An 18,804-nucleotide genomic window follows, 5' to 3' on the forward strand; every position below is an offset into this window, starting at 1 on the left:
CACCCGGACAAACCGTGCGGCAAGAGAAGTCCCGACCGCCGCGCGTGCCAGCGGGTCTGATGCCCCGGCGCGTGTTGACTACCGGCGGCGCAAACGGGTCGGGAAGGGTCAGTCCAGGCGGATGTCAGCCTTCTTCACCACCTGGCACCACTTGCTGATTTCGTCCTTGATCATCGTGCCGAAAGCCGGTCCCGCCACGTCCGAGACCTGGGCGCCTTGCTGCTCCAGATAAGTCTTCATGGCGGGCGCGTGCAGGGTCTGCACCAGGCCGTCGGTAAGCTTTGCGCGCAGCGGTTCGGGCAGGCCGGCTGGCGCCAGCATGCCGAACCACACCATGGCCTCGTAGCCCGGATAGCCGGATTCCGCCACGGTCGGCACATCGGGCAACATCGGCGAACGCTGCGGCGAGGTCACCGCCAGCGCCTTGATCTTGCCGTCCTTGATGTACGGGTAGGACGTCATCACCACGTCCACCATCATGTTGATCTGGCCGCCGACCAGATCGATCAGCGCCGGACCCGAACCGCGGTAGGGCACGTGCACCATGGACACGCCGGCGGTGGTCTTGAAGAGTTCGGCCGCAAGGTGGTTGGACGTGCCCTGGCCGTTGGACGCGAAGGAGTACTTCTCGGGGTCCTTCTTCAACAGCGCCACGAACTCCGGCAAGGTGTTGGCAGGCACCGACTGGTTGACCGACATCACGTTGGGAATCGTGGCCACCACGGTCAGCGGCGTGAAGTCCTTCACCGCGTCGTAAGGCAGCTTGGAATACACGCACGGCGCGCTGCCGTGCGTGCTGACCGAGCCCATCAGGATGGTGTAGCCGTCGGCCGGCTGCCGGGCGACGTACTCGGTGCCCACGGTGCCGCCTGCGCCGGGTCGGTTTTCGACGATGACGTTGGCGGACAGGCGCTGGCCCAGTCCTTCGGCCACCTTGCGCGCGATCAGGTCGGTGGACCCGCCGGCCGCGAACGGCACCACGATGCGAATCACTTTATCCGGCCAGGCGGCGCTGGCCGATCCGGCTGCCGCAAACAACGCGACCCCGGCGGCAATGCGACAGCAACTGCGTATCAGCCCTTGGTTCATGGCTTGGTTTCCCCTTGTTGATAGAACTTCCTTGTGGCCGGATCATGCGTGTCCGGCCTTGGTTCGCTGCAACAACAAGGCCATGCTAGGCCTGCGGGTTCAATGACAGCAGCCCTACAGGTTTATATTTGTATAACTGCCATTTATAGGTGTGCGGCCGTGAAGAATCCGGACTTGAATCTGCTTCTGCATTTCGATGCCCTGATGGCGTGCCGCAACGTGTCACGGGCGGCCGAGCAACTGAACATCAGCCAGCCGGCGATGAGCGCGGCGATGAACCGGCTGCGCCAGCTGTTCGGCGACCCCTTGCTGGTGCGCGAGGGCGGCGCGTGGCAGCCCACGTTGCGGGCGATGGAGCTGCATCAGAATTTCAAGCCGTTCCTGGAAAGCTGGCACCGCGCCACGCGCACCCGCGAGGCTTTCGACCCGGCGCATTCGTCGCGCACGCTGACGTTCTATGCCACGGACTATGTGCAGTTCACGCTGTTGCCCAAGCTGATCCCGCGGCTGTCGGTGGACGCACCGCACTTCCAGTTGCAGATCGTGCCGGCGCGCCCGCAGCACGGCCTGAGCATGCTGGACACGAATCACGTGGAATTGATCGCAGGCTATTTTCCGGATCCGGCCCCGGATCTGCGCACGCGTTTCCTGTACCAGGAGCCGGCGGTCTGCATCGTGCGCGAAGGGCATCCGTGCCTGCGAAAGCGTTGGAACCTGGATGCTTATCTGCGCTATGGCCACCTGGACCTGGCGGCGCACACGCGCTATTTCAGTACCGCGATCGACCGCATCCTGATGGGACAGAACCGCAGCCGCAAGATCGTGGCGACGTTGTCCAGCTATCTGGTCTGCCCGTTCATCGTGGAAGGTTCGGACCTGATTGCGACGATGCCGGTCAGCATCGCGCGTGCGATGACGGGCGCGGCACGCATCGTCACGTTGAAGGTACCGCTGACACTGCCGCCGATCGCCGTGTCGCTGTACTGGCACGAGCGCTATCAGGACGATCCCGCGCACGCCTGGCTCAGGCAGTACCTGGCCGGCGTGCTGGGGTAGGCGCGGCGCTTATTTCAGCGGCAGGCAGATGCGCGTCTGCAACTGCGCGGGCGGGGTGGTACGGGGGTCGTTCATGTATTGCTCGAACATGGGGAAGTCGGCCGGCACCATGCCGCTGGCGGGCAGCCATTCCGAGAACAGCCAGTTATAGGGCTTGCCCATTTCGTTGTAGGGGCCGGTGTAGGTAAGAATCGCGCAGCGGCCGGCCGGGATCTCGAAGCGTTCCAGCTCACTGCCCAATTCCGCATCGGGTGCGACCGGCATGCCGGCCAGCGAACGCAGCTGGCTTTCCGGCACTTGTTCGGGGTCGTCGAAGTACACGCCGAAGCCGACGGTCGCCGGGTTGGCGATGCCCCGGCCGATGGCCAGCATGAAGGCGCGGCTGAAGACGGTACCAATTTCTTGATAGCTGCCGCGGTGCGGCAGCGCGGCCAGCGTGACGCCGGGGAAGTGTTCGATGGCAACGGGGTACATGGCAAGCTCCTGGGAGTCGAGGGGTTGGGAGCGCGCCGCCCGGTACCGGCCCGGCGAAATGCCGAATACGGCGCCGAACGCCCGGTTGAACGCGGCGTCGGATTCGTAGCCGGCGCGTTGCGCAACGTCCCTCAACGGTGCCTGGGACCCCGCCAGCGCAACCGCGGCGCGATGCATGCGGATGCGCTGGACGGTGGCGTTGACGGTTTCCCCCATCATAGCGCGGTAGACGCGATGGAAGTGATAGGGGGACAGGCAGGCCAGGTCAGCCAGACGGTGCAGGTCAGGGTCGGCGTCCGGGTGAGAGGCCAGCCAGCGCAGGACGGGGTCGAGGCGTTGGGAGTAGAGGGTTCGGGTTTCGGGCTTCATGCTTGCTCCTTGGAGGGCAATGTAGCTTTGGGGGGTTTGCAGATTTTGCGGTTTTTCTTGGGGGAATTGTTGTAGTTGTCGGGGAGGGGCGTGTTCTTTTGACGCCTGGTGTGGCAATAGCAATCTCGCGTCAGCTGGGGCGGATTTCTTGCTTGGGGTTCTCACCACGAACGGGGGATGGTGGAGGATCTTGCGGTGCCCGCCCCAGGCCGGCCGCGCAGGCGGCTTTTTGGGGCTTACGCGGTGTCTTGCGTCGGAGGGATGCGGGTACGTGCCCTCGAAGGCCGTTGGGTGTCTTGGGTCGTTGAGTTGTTGGACCGTTGAATCGTTGATTCGTCGCTGCGTTGAGCCGTTGACCTGCCGCTGCGTTGATCCGTTGACCCATCGCGGCGACGATCCGTTGCTCGGTCGATCCGTTCACCCGTAGGATGGGTGGAGCGCGTTCCGGTCGGGTTATTGCGACGATGCGGAACGCGCGTAACCCATCATGCTTGCGGGATCAATATCCGCCGCGCAATCAATACCCGCGCTGCGGGTCGTAGATGTTCGGCAATGCTTCGCCGCGTTCGTTGGCCTCGATCAGCAATGCAGTGTGTCTCGCGCGTTCCTTGCGGTCGGGGATCGCGGCGCAATGCGGCGTGATGATGATGCCGGGGTGGGTCCACAACGGGGAGTCTTCGGCCAGCGGTTCTTGTTCGAAGACGTCGAGCACGGCTTGGTGCAGTTGGCCGCTGTCCAGGGCGTCGATGACGTCTTGGGTGACCATGTGCGATCCGCGGCCGGCGTTGATCAGGCTGGCGCCGCGGGGCAATTGCGATAGCGTGGCGGTGTTGAGGATGCCCTTGGTGGCGTCCGTGGCGGGCAGCAGGCAGACGAGGAGGTCGGTGCCTGCCAGGAATTCTCCGAACTGCTCCTGGCCGGCGTAGGAGGGCAGGCCTTCCAGCGTGCTGGCCCCGCGTGACCAGCCGGTGACGGGGAAGCCGACGCGGGTCAGGAGTTGGGCGGCGGCGACGCCCAGGTGGCCCAGGCCCATGATGCCCACGCGCATGTCGGCTGCAACGCGCAGGGAGTCGAACAGCTCCCAGTGGCGGCGCGCCTGGTTGTCCACAACCCGCTTGATGTCGCGCGTCAGCATCAGCGCGGAGGTCAGCACGAACTCGGCCATTTCGGTGCGGGTGCGGGCCGTGACCATGCGGGCGATGGACAGGTGGCGCGGCAGGTGCGGGTCGGCCAGGATGTGGTCGACGCCAGCGCCGGCGCTGATGATGAGTTTCAGGCGCGTGAAGGTGGCCAGACGGCCGGCGTCGGGGGCCCAGACCAGCGCGTAGTCGACGGTGGCGGGGTCGATGTCTTCATGCCAGCCCACCACGTCCAGGTCGGGTGCAAACGCGCGGAACTGCTCGCGCCACGCGTCGATCGCGGATGGGCCGCCGGAATTGATGATGAGCCGCATGCGGATCTTTCCCCTGTCTGCGGGCGCGCCAGGCGCCCAGGCTGTGCGCGGTGCGCGCCTGCGGTTTATCCACAGGCGGCGCGCCGCAAGATCTTATCAACGTTCGACAGTGCGGTTCCAGCGCGCGTTGAATGCGGGCCGAGTCGTGTTGATCTGATCCCAGTCCAGGATCTTGGCATTTTCCATGTAGCCCTGGAAGCGCTTGAGCGCGTCGGCGTTATCCGCCTGCGCCTGGACGTTCTTATTGGACGGGAAGTGTCCGCCCATTTCCAGCGCCTTCGCCTGGGCGCTGGCCGACAACAGGTACAGCGCCAGTTTCTGCGACAGTTCGGGCTCGCTGTTCTTGGCGATGACGCATTCGCCCACCATCAGGATCACCGAGCCTTCCTTGGGCTGCGCGTATTCCACCGGGATGTCGCGCTTCTTCAAGCGGGCGATCGCCGTGGGCGTCAGCGGGAAGATGGCGGCTTCGTTGGACTGGATCATCTCGGCCAGCTTGGCCGAATTGGGGATGTATTCCAGCACGTTGGGGCCGATGGTCTCGGGCCACTTCTTGAAGCCCGGCTCGTAGTTCTTGTCGTCGCCGCCCTGGATGCGGTTGAACATCAGGAAGCCGTGCAGGCCGAAAGTGCTGCCGGAGGCGGACTGGAACACGACCTTGCCCTTGTACTTCGGGTCAGCCAGGTCCATCCACGACGTGGGCGGCGCCCAGCCGCGGTCGGCGAACATCTTGGTGTTGTAGCCCAGGCCCGTCATGCCGATGTCGATGCCGGCCGCCATGCGATCCTTCATCACGGCGGTGGGGTACAGCTCTTTCAGCACGGGGTCGTCGTTCAGCTGTTCGCACAGGCCCATCGAGATCGCGCGCGCCATGATGCCGTCATCCAGGAACATGACGTGCATCTGCGGCTTGTCCTTGTAGGCCTGCGCTTTCGCCAGCACGTCCGTCGAGGTGCCCGGCACCACGACGATCTTCACGTTGTTGGCTTTCTCGAAATCCGGGAACACGTACTGCGTGAAGGCGCGCTCCATGTCGCCGCCGTTCATGCCGACGTACAGCGTCTTCTGCTGCGCCATGGCGCCCGCGGACAGCAACGTCATCATCGCCGCGCCCAGCAGCCACTTCCCCTTGCTCAGGCGCGATGCGCCCTGTTTCTTATCCATCATGGTGACTCCAGCGTTTGCTCACGAACACTCTCAGGCCGGCCCGCGGCGCCGTGAGCGGCGGCCGTGTACCGTTCAATGCGGAAGGCATCGATAGGAATGGAGGACTGGCCGCGCACGACCAGTTCGGACAGCACTTCGCCCACGGCGGGGCCGATCTGGAAACCCGCCCCCGACAGCCCGAAGGCATGGAACAGGCCGGGCACGGTGGCGCTCGGCCCCAGCACCGGGTTGTGGTCGGGCATGTTTCCCTCCACGCCCGTCCAGAATCGGATGACTTGCGCACCGCGCAACACCGGCAGCAGCTTCGTGGCGTTGGCCATCAGCGTGCCCAGCCCGGCGCGGCCCGGCCGCGCGAAATCGGGATCGGACGACACGCCGCGGCCCCCGCCGATGACGCAGTTGCCGCGCGCTACCTGGCGCGCATAGATGCCGCCGCCCTGTATGCCCAGGCTGACGCTCATGAACACCGGCAACGGTTCGGTCACCATCATCAGCGGATGAATGGAGGTTTCGGGCACGGGCTCGCCGAAGCCTTCGGCAAAGCGTCCGGCCCACGCCCCCGCGCAATTGAGCAAGTAGCGCGACCGCACTTCCAGCCCGTCGTCCGTGCGCAGGATGAAACGTGCGCCATCATGTTCCGCGGACGCTACGCGTACGCCTTCGCGCACGTCCGCACCCAAGGCCCCGGCCGCGCGCCCGAAGGCGGGCGACACCAGACGCGGATTCGCATGACCGTCGTCGGGGCAGAACGACCCGCCCGCAACATGCTCGCCCAGCCAGCCGAAGCGGCGCGCCAGGGCGCGGCGGTCCAGCATTTCCAGATGCATGCCAAAGCCCCGCGTGCGTTCGCGGTAGGCCTCCAGCAATGCCATGTCGGCCTCCGACGCCGCAAGCTTCAAATGGCCCGAACGCACGTACTCGCCGTCGATGCCGATCAGCGCCGGCAACTGGCCCCAGAGTTCGTGCGCGCGCTGCGTCAGCGGCATCTGCTCGATCCCGCGGCCCTGGCGGCGCACGCCGCCGTAGTTCACGCCGCTGGCGCGTGCGCCGCACAGCCCGGCTTCCAGCAGCACGACGGGCACGCCCTGACGGCGCAGGAACAGCGCCGCGCTGCCGCCGACGATGCCCCCGCCGATGATGGCGACTTCGGTGTCGATACGCTGCGTCATGACGGCACCTTTTCCCGGCGTTCCAGGCACACCACGCGCACCGGCACGGGTTTGACGGGCGGCTGGTTGCGCAGGCGCCCGACCTCGGCAGGCGAGCGGCCGCATGCATGGGCCAGCACCTCGGCCGCGGCCGCGCCACACATGCGGCCCTGGCAGCGGCCCATGCCCACGCGCGTCAGCGCCTTCAAGCGGTTCAGTTCCTGCGCGGCCGTGTCGTTGACGGCCTGGCGCAACGTGCCGGCTGTGACTTCCTCGCAGCGGCAAACGACGGTGTCGTCGGCGATGCCTTGGGCCCAATCTTCGGGAAAGGGGAACGCGCGCTCCAGCGCCGTGCGCAGGCGGCTGTTGGCAGCCAGTTGCGCTTCCAGAGTACGGGCGCGCTGCGCATCATGCGGGCGATCGATATCTTCCAGCAGCGCCAGCGCGGCGCGTTCGCCCGCCAGTTCCGCGGCATCCGCCCCGGCGATCGCGGCGCCGTCGCCCGCCACGTACACGCCCGGCACGCTGCTGCGACCGGCGGCGTCGCGGCGCGGTGTCCAGTTCCGGTCACGCGTATTGAATTCGAATTCGCAGCCGGCAAGGCTGGCCAGCTGGGTTTCGGAACGCAATGCCAGCCCATAGGCCAGGGCATCGCATTCGACCGTGTGCGTGCGTGCGCCCTGGCGATAGGTCAGCCCCGTCACGCGTTCCTTGCCTTGCACCGCTACCGGCCGCACGCCGCTACGCAACGGCACGCCATGCGCACGCAGCCACGCCATGTAATACAGCCCCTTGGCCAGCAGGCCGGGTGCGCGCAGCATGCCCGGCACGGCCGCACGGCGGCCGGCCGCGCGCGACGTGTCCAGCACCGCGGCCACCTGCGCACCGGCCTTGGCATATTGATACGCCACCAGATACAGCAAAGGGCCCGTGCCAAGGAAGACGACTCGCGCGCCGATGGCGCAGCCCTGGTACTTCAAGGCTACCTGCGATCCGCCCAGGGTGTAGACGCCTGGGGTCAGCCAACCGGGAAAGGGCAGCACGCGGTCGGTGGCGCCCGTGGCCAGGATCAGGTGCGTGTACGGCACGGCCGTGCTGACCCCGTCCTGCAGGACGTCCAGCGTCTTGCCGTCCACGTTCCACACCAGGCTGCCGGGGCGGTAGTCCACCTGCGGCAGCAAGGCGGCCATGGCGCGGTGCACGGCGTCGGCCTTGCGGTGCTCGAAACCGTACAGTTCCTGCTTGGAGCGTTGGAATCCCTGGGGCGGCTGCCGGTAGATCTGGCCGCCTGCGCGCGGCGCTTCGTCCAGGACCACGGGCCGCAGGCCCTGCGCAACCAGCGCTTCGGCCGCACGCACGCCTGCCGGTCCGGCGCCGACGATAACGGGCATCACCATGCTCATGGCGCGTCATCCTCCGGCCACGCTGCGGCGGCCAGCGTGCCGGGCGCCGCAGCGGGCGCGAGCGGCGTGGTCTGCAAGCGCATGCCCGGCTCGATCAGCGTGGAACACGCGCGCACGCGCGACCCGTCTTCCAGCTGCATCCAGCAGTCCTGGCAGGCGCCCATCATGCAGAAGCCCGCGCGCGGGGCACCGCCAAATTCCGAGTGGCGTACGCGGTCGGCTTGCGTCAGCACGGCGGTCAGCACCGTGTCACCGGCCAGGGCCGTACAGGCCTGGCCGTCCAGCGTGAACGGAACGGGGGGCCGGGCTGTTTCGGCCAGGCGTTTCAGTATTGCCATGATGCCGGCGCCTCTCTCTTCGCCGTAAGCGCACGCTTCATTTCTGCCCCACCAGCACACGGTCCAGGCCATACACGCGGTCCAGCAGCAGCATGGTGACCGCGGTCAGCCCGATGACCAGCGCGGATACGGCCGCCATCATCGGGTCGATGGATTCGGTGGCGTACATGTACATGCGCACGGGCAGCGTGATGGTCGACGGCGCGGTAATGAACACCGACATCGTCAGTTCATCGAAACTGTTGATGAAGGCCAGCAGCCAGCCGCCCGACACGCCCGGAATGATCAGCGGCAGCGTCACCTGGAAGAACACCGTGGCGCGGCTGGCGCCCAGCGACAGCGCGGCGTGTTCGATGGACCGGTCAAAGCCCACCAGCGCGCCGATCACCAGCCGCATGACGTACGGCGTGATGACCACCACGTGCGCGGCCACCAGCCACGGGAAGCTGCCCGCCATGCCCATCAGCGCAAAAAAGCGCAGCAGGGCTACGCCCAGCACCAGGTGAGGAATCATCAACGGCGACAGGAACAGGCCGTTCAGCACGTCGCGCCCCGGAAAGCGGTAGCGCGTGATGGCAATCGCCGCGGGCACCGCCAGGCACACCGCGATGGTGGCCGACAGGAACGCCAGCCACAGGCTGTTCTGGAAGGCCTGCATGAAATTGGGGTGGTCGAACACCGCGCGGAACCAGCGCAGCGAAAAGCTCGTGGTCGGCACCGTGAGCGTGGTGTCCGGCGTGAACGCCACCAGGCACACGATGACGAGCGGCGCCAGCACGAACGCCACCACCAGGAAGTTGAACGCCAGCGCGATAGGACCGTTCTTCTGCATGTCGATTCCTTTGCGTTAGCCCAGGCTGCGGCGGTAGGAGCGTTCCACGACGCGGTTGTACGCCATCATGATGATCACGTTCACCACCAGCAGCACGATCGCGATGGCCGCGCCCAGCGGCCAGTTCAGCTCGGTCAGGAATTCGTCGTACACGACGGTTGCCACCATCTTCAGGCGGCGTCCGCCCAGCAACGCAGGAATCGCGAATGAGCTTGCCGACAGGCCGAACACGATCAGGCTGCCCGACAGGATGCCCGGCATCGCCTGGGGCAGCACGATGCGCGTCAGCGTCTGGAAGCGCGACGCGTTCAGCGACAGCGCGGCGTGTTCCACCGTGGGGTCCAACTTCTGCAGGGACGTCCAGATGGGGATGACCATGAAGGGCAGCATCACGTGCACCAGGCCGATGATGACGGCGGTGGGCGTGTACAGCAGCGGCCCCAGCCCCAACGCGGCGGCCGCGCGGCCGATGGCCCCGCTCGGGCCCAGCAGCATGCTCCAGCCGAAGGCGCGCACCACCAGCGAAATCAACAGCGGCGACAGCACCACCAACAGGAAGATTGAGCGCCAGGGCTTGCCCATGCGCGACAGGATGTAGGCCTCGGGTGCACCGATCAGCACGCAGATCAGCGTGGTGACGCCCGCGATCCAAAACGTGCGCCAGAAGATTTCCAGGAAATAGCTGTCGGTGACGACCGCCAGATAGTGTTCGATGGTCAGGCCGGGCAGAACGCCCGCGCCATAATCGAACGGGCGGAAAGACAGCACGAAGGTCAGCGCCAGCGGCGTCAGCACCAGCGTCAAAAAGACGATGGCCAGCGGGATGGAGCCCAGGATGGCAAGCAGCCCTTCATTGCGCGGCTTGGGCCCGGTGGCGGCGCCCGGTTGCGTCAGCGTCGCCATGTCAGGCCTCTTTCTGCGCGGGCGCGCGCAGCACGCGCAAGACGCCTTCGGCCCAGTCCAGGCCGATGGCCTCGCCGTCGTCGTGCGGACGGCGGCCGTCGTTAGGCGTGAGCACGGTCAGTGCGCCCACCGGCGAATCCAGGTCGTACATCCACTGGCTGCCCAGGAAATAGCGCGTGTTGACGACACAGGACAGCTTGCCTTGGCCCGCCGGCACCGGCACCAGCTTTTCGGGGCGCAGCGACAGCTGCACGTTATCCCCATGGCGCAGGCCTTCGCCGTCCACCACGACGCTCAGGGCGCCGGTCTCGATTTCGGCCTGCGCGCCGCAGCGCGTGACACGGCCAGCCAGCAGATTGGTCTTGCCCACGAAACGCGAAATGAATTCGGTCTGCGGATGCTCGTACATGCGGAAGGGCGCATCCACCTGGGTCGCGCGGCCGTCCTGCATGACCACGACGCGGTCGCTGATCGACAGCGCTTCGGCCTGGTCGTGCGTGACCATCACCGTCGTCGTGCCGATCTTCTTCTGGATGCTGCGCAGTTCGAACTGCATCTCTTCGCGCAGCTTGGCGTCCAGGTTGGACAACGGTTCGTCCAGCAGCAGCACGGGCGGCCGGATGACCAGCGCGCGCGCCAGCGCCACGCGTTGGCGCTGCCCGCCGGAGAGCTCGCGCGGAAAGCGGTCGGCATGCTTGTCCAGCTTCACCAGCGCCAGCGCCTCGCGCACGCGCGCCTGGCGCTCGCTGCGTTCGACGTTGCGCATCTTCAGGCCAAAGGCCACGTTGTCGGTGACGGTCAGGTGCGGGAACAGCGCGTAGCTCTGGAACACGATCCCCAGGCCGCGCGTGTTCGGCTTGGCGTGGGTGATGTCGCGCCCGTCCAGCGTGATGGTGCCCCGGGTCACGTCGGCAAAGCCGGCGATCATCTGCAACGTCGTCGTCTTGCCGCAACCGGAGGGCCCCAGCAGCGAGACGAACTCGCCTTGTTCAACCGCCAGGCTCAAGTCGGAAACGACGCGCAGGTCGCCATAGTTCTTGGAGACGTTGTCCAGCCGCAGAAATGACATATTCCAAACCCCGTAGCCCGTCGCAGGCCGTGCGCCCCAGCGTGGCCCCTTCACAGGCGCCCTGGCGGCTTATTCGATGAGGCAGTCTAGGTTTGGCCAAAACCCGGGGTCAATTAGGGTTTTCCGAAGAATCGAATTTTTTATCTAACAATTCCATTCAATCGAATTTTTTGATAAAAACATGTCTAGTAATTTTGATTATCGGAACCCAAGAATGAAGAAATCAGAAACCAGCGACGAATCTGCCGCCCAGGGCGTCTTGCAGCGGGCCTTTGCCGTCTTGCGCGTGCTGGCCGACGCCAAAGGGGAAAAGCTGCGCCTGACCGACATCGCCGCCCGCACCGGCCAGGCGCAGGCAACGGTGCATCGCGTGCTGCAAGGGTTGATGCAGGAGGGCGTGGTGGAGCAGCCCGCCCAAAGCAAGGGTTACCAGCTCAGCGTGGCGTTCTTCTCGCTGGCGGCAGCTGCCGGCACGCACCAGTCCAGCCTGCGCTCGTTGTACCGGCCTGCCTTGCTGCGCTTGTCGGGCATGCTGAACGACACGATCTTCCTGTTGGTGCGCAGCGGTTTCGACGCGGTCTGCGTGGACCGCGTCGACGGCGCCTTCCCGGTGCGCTCGCACACGGGCGACATCGGTGGTCGCGTGCCGCTGGGCATGGGCCAGGGCGGCCTGGTGCTGCTGGCCGGCCTGCCGGAAGCCGAACGCGAAGAGGTCATCCGCTTCAACATCCCGCGGCTGCACCACCTGGGTTTCGTGGACGAGATCTCGATGCGCGTGCGCATCCGCGAATGCCTGGAGCTTCGATACGCGCGCAGCCAGGGGCAGGGCGTGTTCCCCAACATCGCCGGGCTGGCGGTGCCGGTCTACGACGCCAATGGCGTGACCGTGGCGGCGCTGAGCGTGGCCGCCCCCATCGAACGCATCAATGACGAACGCCTGCCGCTGATCGTGGAAATGCTGCGCCGCGAGGCCGACGCCATCGGCGCGCAGATCAACCCGTTCGACCCGGCGCTACGGCGCCCGAGCCAGTTCCTGGGTGCGGGAAACGCCGGGTGAGGGGGGTGGTCGCGAAGGCCCCAACGCTGGCCGGTAGGATGGGTGAAGCGCGAGACTCTTTAAGCAAGAATACCGCTGCCCCGCGCGCGTAACCCATCATGCGGAATCCGGAATCCGGCACGCCGCGCGCAGGCCCCCGGTTCAGGTCGGATACGTGCCCGGCAACAGGATGCTGCGGTCGCCCGGTGCAATATTGCGACGGCCGCACAGCGCCATCGTCGTATCCATTTCCTTGTACAGCAGCTCCAGCACGCGGGTCACGCCCGCCTGGCCGTAAGCGCCCAGGCCGTACAGGAAGGCCCGGCCGATCATTGCGCCACGCGCGCCCAGCGCCACGGCCTTCAGGATGTCCTGGCCAGAACGGATGCCGCCGTCCATCCAGACTTCGATCTTCGAGCCCACCGCGTCGGCAATCGAGGGCAGCGCCGCGATCGACGACATCGCGCCGTCAAGCTGGCGCCCGCCGTGATTGCTGACGATCAGCGCGTCGGCGCCGCTATTGGCCGCCATCTGCGCATCTTCCACATCCAGGATGCCCTTGATGATCAGCTTGCCACCCCAGCGCTGCTTGATCCATTCCACGTCGTCCCAGCTCAGGCGCGGGTCGAATTGTTCGGCCGTCCACGCCGACAGCGACGACAGGTCGCTCACGCCCTTGGCATGGCCCACGATGTTGCCGAAGGTGCGGCGCTTGGTGCCCAGCATGCCCATGCACCAGCGCGGCTTGGTCGCCAGGTTGATCAGGTTGCGTAGCGTGGGCTTGGGCGGCGTCGACAGGCCGTTCTTGATGTCCTTGTGGCGCTGGCCCAGGATCTGCAGGTCCAGCGTCAGCACCAGCGCGGTGCAGCCTGCGGCCTTGGCGCGGTCGATCAGGTTGGCCACGAATTCGCGGTCGCGCATCACGTAGAGCTGGAACCAGAACGGCTTTTTGGTGGCTTCGGCCACGTCTTCCAGCGAGCAGATGCTCATCGTGGACAAGGTGAAGGGCACGCCGAAGTCGGCGGCGGCCTTGGCCGCCAGGATCTCTCCGTCAGCATGCTGCATGCCGGTCAGGCCGGTGGGCGAAATCGCCAGCGGCATCACGACGTCATGGCCCACCAGGTTGGTGCGCAGCGACCGGCCTTCCATGTTCACCGCCACGCGCTGGCGCAGCTTGATCTTCTGGAAGTCGCTTTCATTGGCGCGGTACGTGCCTTCGGTCCAGGCGCCGGAATCGGCGTAGTCGTAGAACATGCGCGGCACGCGCTTTTGCGCAATGGCGCGCAAATCTTCGATGCAGGTGATCGTAGAAAGGTTAGCGGTCATGGGAGGTCTGAGGAGTGATAGAGGTGCGCCAGCTGCGTTTCGTTTTTCTAGAGTCTGGTGCCGCCGGCTGCGGCGGCTTCGCCACTGCGCAGGGGCGGCTTCGCCCCGCGGCGCCGCCCAGTATACGCGCCGAGGCCGGCAAGCGTCGCTTGCCGGCCCCGTTCGCCCCCCTCGGACCGGAGCTCTGCGGCCCCTGTCCACCCAAGCTATCTCGGCCAGACCTTGCTGACCGCCCGGATCGTCGCCCACGCCACCCAGCGCGGGCTGGTCAGCCGCGCGCCCGGCAGGCGCCGCATCACATCCACGGCCAGCCCGCCGCGCTTATGCCATTGCTTCTTGCGGGTCTGGCTGTCGGTCCAGCGGCCTTCCAGCCACGGGAATTCGCGCCGTCCCGGCTTGTAGACGGGCGGGGTGTTGTAGATGAGGATGTACGCCAGCCGCGGCGACGGCGACGTATTCGGGCCGGTGAAATGCAACGTGCGGGCGTCGTGCACGGTGATGCCGCCGGGGTCCAGCGGTTCCGCCACGGCCTGGTCGCGCGCAAAGTCGCCGCAGCACTCCAGCGGATGCAGCGTCTTGTCGCCGCCGGGCGAACGGTGCTCCAGCACGTCCCATTTGTTCGAGCCCGGGATGAACTGCATGCACCCGTTCTCGATCGTCGCCGGCTGCAGGGCCAGCCAGATGCTCAGCTCGTTGTAGATGAAGTCCGGCGACCGGAACGCCTCATCCTGGTGCCAGGGCGTTTCCGGGCCGTGCGGGCCAGGCTTGAGCAGCGCGTGTTCGCCGTACAGCGCGGCGTCCTCGCCCAGCAGCTGGCGCGCCAGGTCCAGCGTGCGTTCGTGATAGGCCGTCTTCAGCAGACCAGGGGCATAATGGCGCGGATCGTGCAGGCTGGGAAACTTGGCCGGCTTGGACGGATCGTCCCGGCTGACGAAGTCGTACTGCGCCCCTTCGTTGTATCCGGTCTTGTTCGCAAACAGGTCCAGCAGTGTCCGGCGGATGTACCCGACCTCGTCCTGCGGGCACATATCCTTCAGGGCCAGGTAGCCCTGATCCCTGTAACGCGCTGTCTCTGCTTCCGACAACAAACTGGTCTCTTCCATAATGGCTTCTCCAAGCTCTGGTAGCGGGTGTTCCCGTTGGCACGTTTTGACATGAGCTCTAACGTATCGCTTCGGTGCCCACCGGGCCTATAGACCATCTGCCGTAGCCACAACCGCCTACGTTCATTGCGTCGGCGGCGCATCATCCGAAGGAAATATCCATGCAAGACCCTCGATCCGACACCCATATCGAAACCGTCCTCGTCACCGTCAGCGGCACGGTGCAAGGCGTGGGCTACCGCCACGCGACCGTGCGCCGCGCCCACATGCTGGGCGTGACGGGATGGGTACAGAATCTGCTGGACGGCACGGTCGAAGCCCTGGTGCAGGGCTCGCCCGACCAGGTGGACCACATGCTGGAATGGTTGCGGCGCGGCCCGCCGGGCGCTTCCGTGCAGGAAATCACGACGCGCCGGGAGTACACCGACAAGCGTTACATCCGTTTCGAGCAGGTGTAAGCCCAGGGGCAAACGCCTATCGCCGCCTAGGAGCGATGGCGTAATCCGATCAGCCGAGGGCCAACCGGAAGGTCAGCGGGTGCGCATCCAGCGCCCGCCCACCTGATTGATGACCAGGCCGGCCAGCACGCAGCCCGCCCCGACCCATTGCAGCGGCTGCAGCCGTTCGCCAAAGGCCATGGACGCCGCCCACAGGCCCACCACCGGCACCAGCAGGGAAAACGGGGCGATCTTGGCGGCCGGATGGCGCGTCAGCAACTGCGTCCACAAGGTGTAGGCCACCAGCGTCGCCAGCACCGCCAGGTACAGCACGGACAGCGCCTCGCCCCAGCCCATGCCCGTCACCATGCCCACTACGGGGTCCCAGCCGTCGATCAGCACGGCCAGCCCCAGGAAGGGCAGCACCGGCGCGGCGCTGCTCCAGGCGATGAAAGCGAAGGGGTCGTAACCGGGCGCCTTGCGGCTGGCCAGGCGCACGATCAGGTTGGAGACCGCCCACATGAACGCGCCGCCCAGCGTCAGCGCAAAGCCCAGCATCGTCATCTGGCCGGGGCCTTCGCCGCGGCCGCCGGCAATCACCGCCAGCCCCACCGCGGCAACACCCAGTCCGATCCAGTGATGGCGGCGGGCGCGTTCGCCCAACACGGGCGCGGCCAGCAGCAAGGTGAAGAACGCCTGGGTCTGGATGACCAGCGAGGCCATCCCTGCCGGCATGCCGAATTTCAGCGCGGTGAACAACAGGCCGAATTGCCCCAGCCCCTGCACCAGCCCGTAGGCCGCGATCCAGTACCACGGCAGCTGCGGCCGGCGCACGAAGAGGATCAGGGGAAAGGCCGCCAGCGCAAACCGCAGCGCGCCGAGCATCATGGGGGACAAGCCCCGCATGCCGACCTTCATGACAACAAAATTCAGCCCCCAGATGACCACGACCGCCAATGCGCAGAAATAGTCTTTTCGGGTTAGGTGAGTCGTGGACATCCCTGCATTATCGCATCGCCGGCCCCCTCGGCGGCCCGATCTCAGTGCTTTTTCAACACCGCCGCAAAGGCCTGCACGGCGATGTCGATGTCCTCGTCGTCGATGTGGCGGTGGGTCACGCAGCGCAGGCGCGTGCGGCCCCATGGCCGGGTCAGCAGGCCTTGCGCCTGCAGCGCGGCGACCCATTCGGCGTTCGTCATGCCGGTACCGGCGGTCTCGACCTGCACGATGTTGGTCTGCGGCACGGTGGCCGACAGCGCGGGCGCCAGGCCGTTGATGCCGTCGCTCAGCCGGCGGGCACGGACATGGTCCTCGACCAGCCGTTCGGTCATCGACTGCACGCCTTCCAGGCCGGCCGCCGCCATGATGCCCGACTGGCGCTGCGTGCCGCCCAGCATGCGGCGCAAGGTGCGCGCGCGCGACATCACCGCCTTGCTGCCCGCCAGCACCGCGCCCACGGGTGCGCTCAGCCCCTTGGACAGGCACAGCGACACCGTGTCGGCGTACTGCGTGATCTCGGCCGCCGGCACGCCCAGCGCCACGGCGGCATTGAAGAGGCGCGCGCCGTCCAGGTGCACCGGGATGCCGGCGGCATTCGCCATGCCATACACCGCCTGCATGTGGTCCAGCGGCAGCACCGCGCCCCCGGCGTTGTTGTGCGAGGTCTCCATCGCCACCAGCGAGGTCTTCAGCCGATGGCCGCCGGACAGCAACGCGTCGTCCAGCCGGTTCAGGTCCATGGCGCCGTCGGTGCCGGACACGCCCTGGTAGAACAGGCCCGTGAAGGTGGCGGCGCCGCGCTCGGACGTGTACATGTGGGCGGACGACTCCAGCACGACCTGCTCGTTGCGCTGCGTCTGCGCCAGCACGGCCAACAGGTTGGCCATGGTGCAACTGGGCACGAACAGGCCGGCTTCCTTGCCCAGGCGGGCCGCCACATGCGCTTCCAGCGCACGCACGGACGGGTCGCCGTCCAGGCCGTCATCGCCGATCGGCGCGGTGCGCATGCGTTCGTACATGGCCGCGGTGGGGTGGGTGACCGTATCGCTGCGCAGGTCGACAGGGGCGCTGGGAAGGTCGGCGGGGGTCCGCTGGGTCATGGCTTTCAGTGCTGCAGAATTTTGGAAAGAAACTGGCGCGTGCGCGGGGCACGCTCCTCCACATTGCCGAAGAACGCGTCTTTCACGCAGTCTTCGACGATCTTGCCGCCGTCCATGAAAATCACACGGTCGGCGACGCGGCGGGCGAATCCCATTTCATGGGTCACCACCATCATCGTCATGCCTTCGCTGGCCAGGTCGGTCATCACGTCCAGCACCTCGTTGACCATCTCGGGGTCAAGCGCCGAGGTCGGCTCGTCAAACAGCATCACCACCGGGTCCATCGACAGCGCGCGCGCGATCGCCACACGCTGCTGCTGGCCGCCCGACAGTTCGCCGGGATGCTTGTCCTTGTGCGCCGACAGGCCCACGCGCTCAAGCAGCGACAGCGCCCGAACGCGGGCCTCGTCCTTGCTCCGGCGCAGCACCTTGACCTGGCCCAGGCACAGGTTCTCGGTCACCGACAGGTGCGGGAACAGTTCGAAGTGCTGGAACACCATGCCCGCCACGGACCGCAGCTTGGGCAGGTTGGTGCGGGGATCGCCCACGGAAATGCCGTTGACCACGATGTCGCCCTTCTGGAAAGGCTCCAGCGCGTTCACGGTCTTGATCAGGGTCGACTTGCCGGAGCCCGACGGCCCGCAGACCACCACGACCTCGCCTTTGCCGACCTTCGTCGTGCATTCATCCAGCACCTGGAAGGTGCCGTACCACTTGCTGACCTGGTTGATCTCGATCATCGGAGGCGTCGAAGAGAGTTGCATCGTAGAACCTGTGGATAACGGGTAGGAGCGGGGCCGGGGCGCTTAGCGCAACACCCGGGTGCGCTTTTCCAGCAGCTTGACCAGACGGGATGCCGTGAAGCAGATCACGAAATACACCACCGCCACGAAGAGATAAAGTTCCACCAGCCGGCCGTCGCGCTGGCCGATCTTGGAGGCCGCTCCCAGGAAGTCCGTCAACGACAGCACGTAGACCAGCGACGTGTCCTGGAACAGGATGATCACGCGCGTCAGCAGCGCCGGCACCATGTTGCGGAAGGCCTGCGGCAGCACCACGTAGCGCATGCCCTGCCAGGGCGACAGGCCGATCGCCATGCTGGCCGACACCTGGCCACGCGCAATCGACTGGATGCCCGCGCGCATGATTTCGCAGAAGTACGCGGCCTCGAACATGGTGAAGGTGATCACCGCCGAATTGAACGCCCCCACGCGCAACGGCGTGGGCGACCCGACCACCCAGGCGGCGATGTACGGCACCAGGAAGTAGAACCAGAAGATCACCAGCAACAGCGGGATCGACCGCATCACGTTCACGTAGATGCCTGCCGGCACCGACAGGATCTTGAAGCGCGACAGCCGCATCATGGCCAGCAGCGTGCCCAGCGCCAGCCCCATCACCGCGGCCAGCACGGTCAACGTCAGGGTGAACGTCATGCCCGTCTGGAACAGATAGGGCAGGGCGGTCCAGATCACATCGAAATCGAATTTACCCATGGCGAT

At 66.3% G+C, this 18,804-nt stretch carries 19 protein-coding genes; 3 read left to right on the top strand and 16 right to left on the bottom strand.

Annotation, left to right across the window (positions count from 1 at the left end):
• Positions 1-108 precede the first annotated feature (108 nt).
• Positions 109-1,089 carry a Bug family tripartite tricarboxylate transporter substrate binding protein gene (locus tag CEY09_RS19080; protein WP_006227741.1) on the bottom strand — a complete coding sequence of 327 codons (981 nt, stop codon included), beginning with the start codon at positions 1,087-1,089 and terminating at the stop codon, positions 109-111.
• A 174-nt stretch (positions 1,090-1,263) separates the two neighbouring features.
• Here CEY09_RS19080 and CEY09_RS19085 point away from each other — a divergent pair, with 174 nt between their 5' ends.
• Positions 1,264-2,145 carry a LysR family transcriptional regulator gene (locus CEY09_RS19085; RefSeq protein ID WP_088589867.1) on the top strand — a complete coding sequence of 294 codons (882 nt, stop codon included), beginning with the start codon at positions 1,264-1,266 and terminating at the stop codon, positions 2,143-2,145.
• A gap of 9 nt (positions 2,146-2,154) precedes the next feature.
• Here CEY09_RS19085 and CEY09_RS19090 read toward each other — a convergent pair whose 3' ends face one another.
• From CEY09_RS19090 to CEY09_RS19130, 9 genes are all read right to left on the bottom strand, one after another.
• Positions 2,155-2,988 (bottom strand): AraC family transcriptional regulator, encoded by an 834-nt coding sequence (locus tag CEY09_RS19090; protein ID WP_088589868.1) that lies wholly within the window; start codon positions 2,986-2,988, stop codon positions 2,155-2,157.
• A gap of 517 nt (positions 2,989-3,505) precedes the next feature.
• Positions 3,506-4,441, bottom strand: coding sequence for a 2-hydroxyacid dehydrogenase (locus tag CEY09_RS19095; RefSeq protein ID WP_088589869.1), 936 nt, complete (start codon positions 4,439-4,441; stop codon positions 3,506-3,508).
• Between the two features lie 96 nt (positions 4,442-4,537).
• Positions 4,538-5,608 carry an ABC transporter substrate-binding protein gene (locus CEY09_RS19100; protein WP_035214210.1) on the bottom strand — a complete coding sequence of 357 codons (1,071 nt, stop codon included), beginning with the start codon at positions 5,606-5,608 and terminating at the stop codon, positions 4,538-4,540.
• A complete protein-coding gene (locus tag CEY09_RS19105; protein WP_088589870.1) occupies positions 5,605-6,777 on the bottom strand; it encodes an NAD(P)/FAD-dependent oxidoreductase in 1,173 nt (390 codons plus the stop codon). Before CEY09_RS19105 ends, CEY09_RS19100 begins: the two co-directional genes overlap by 4 nt.
• The gene (locus CEY09_RS19110) at positions 6,774-8,159 is read right to left on the bottom strand and encodes an FAD/NAD(P)-dependent oxidoreductase (protein ID WP_088589871.1); all 1,386 of its coding nucleotides are present in this window, start codon (positions 8,157-8,159) and stop codon (positions 6,774-6,776) included. Before CEY09_RS19110 ends, CEY09_RS19105 begins: the two co-directional genes overlap by 4 nt.
• Entirely contained in the window at positions 8,156-8,497 is a 342-nt protein-coding gene (locus CEY09_RS19115) for a (2Fe-2S)-binding protein (protein WP_088589872.1), read from the bottom strand. Before CEY09_RS19115 ends, CEY09_RS19110 begins: the two co-directional genes overlap by 4 nt.
• Before the next feature lie 37 nt (positions 8,498-8,534).
• Positions 8,535-9,329: an ABC transporter permease gene (locus CEY09_RS19120; protein ID WP_006227733.1), complete on the bottom strand. Its 795-nt coding sequence runs from the start codon at positions 9,327-9,329 to the stop codon at positions 8,535-8,537.
• A 15-nt stretch (positions 9,330-9,344) separates the two neighbouring features.
• Positions 9,345-10,232 (bottom strand): ABC transporter permease, encoded by an 888-nt coding sequence (locus tag CEY09_RS19125; RefSeq protein ID WP_088589873.1) that lies wholly within the window; start codon positions 10,230-10,232, stop codon positions 9,345-9,347.
• 1 nt (position 10,233) lies between these two features.
• A complete protein-coding gene (locus CEY09_RS19130; RefSeq protein ID WP_088589874.1) occupies positions 10,234-11,301 on the bottom strand; it encodes an ABC transporter ATP-binding protein in 1,068 nt (355 codons plus the stop codon).
• Positions 11,302-11,515: 214 nt separating this feature from the next.
• On the opposite strand from CEY09_RS19130, the gene CEY09_RS19135 reads away from it, so the two are divergent.
• Positions 11,516-12,358, top strand: coding sequence for an IclR family transcriptional regulator (locus CEY09_RS19135; RefSeq protein ID WP_088589875.1), 843 nt, complete (start codon positions 11,516-11,518; stop codon positions 12,356-12,358).
• A gap of 141 nt (positions 12,359-12,499) precedes the next feature.
• Here CEY09_RS19135 and CEY09_RS19140 read toward each other — a convergent pair whose 3' ends face one another.
• Together CEY09_RS19140 and CEY09_RS19145 are read right to left on the bottom strand one after the other, a co-directional pair.
• A complete protein-coding gene (locus tag CEY09_RS19140; protein WP_088589876.1) occupies positions 12,500-13,663 on the bottom strand; it encodes an alpha-hydroxy acid oxidase in 1,164 nt (387 codons plus the stop codon).
• Between the two features lie 206 nt (positions 13,664-13,869).
• The gene (locus CEY09_RS19145) at positions 13,870-14,766 is read right to left on the bottom strand and encodes a phytanoyl-CoA dioxygenase family protein (protein WP_088589877.1); all 897 of its coding nucleotides are present in this window, start codon (positions 14,764-14,766) and stop codon (positions 13,870-13,872) included.
• 161 nt (positions 14,767-14,927) lie between these two features.
• On the opposite strand from CEY09_RS19145, the gene CEY09_RS19150 reads away from it, so the two are divergent.
• Complete coding sequence (locus CEY09_RS19150; protein WP_006227726.1) at positions 14,928-15,224, top strand: acylphosphatase; 297 nt, start codon at positions 14,928-14,930, stop codon at positions 15,222-15,224.
• 72 nt (positions 15,225-15,296) lie between these two features.
• Here the strand turns inward: CEY09_RS19150 and CEY09_RS19155 are convergent, their stop codons facing one another.
• From CEY09_RS19155 to CEY09_RS19170, 4 genes are all read right to left on the bottom strand, one after another.
• Positions 15,297-16,202, bottom strand: a complete 906-nt coding sequence (locus tag CEY09_RS19155; RefSeq protein WP_088589878.1) for an EamA family transporter — start codon at positions 16,200-16,202, stop codon at positions 15,297-15,299.
• 41 nt (positions 16,203-16,243) lie between these two features.
• On the bottom strand, positions 16,244-17,302 hold the full coding sequence (locus CEY09_RS19160) for a threonine aldolase family protein (RefSeq protein ID WP_088589879.1): 1,059 nt from the start codon (positions 17,300-17,302) through the stop codon (positions 16,244-16,246).
• Between the two features lie 5 nt (positions 17,303-17,307).
• Positions 17,308-18,042, bottom strand: coding sequence for an amino acid ABC transporter ATP-binding protein (locus CEY09_RS19165; RefSeq protein ID WP_006227723.1), 735 nt, complete (start codon positions 18,040-18,042; stop codon positions 17,308-17,310).
• Positions 18,043-18,108: 66 nt separating this feature from the next.
• Positions 18,109-18,798, bottom strand: coding sequence for an amino acid ABC transporter permease (locus CEY09_RS19170; RefSeq protein WP_006227722.1), 690 nt, complete (start codon positions 18,796-18,798; stop codon positions 18,109-18,111).
• Positions 18,799-18,804: the final 6 nt, after the last annotated feature.

The organism is Achromobacter marplatensis (genome assembly GCF_002209535.1).
In the GTDB taxonomy this organism is placed as follows: Bacteria; Pseudomonadota; Gammaproteobacteria; order Burkholderiales; family Burkholderiaceae_B; genus Achromobacter; species Achromobacter marplatensis.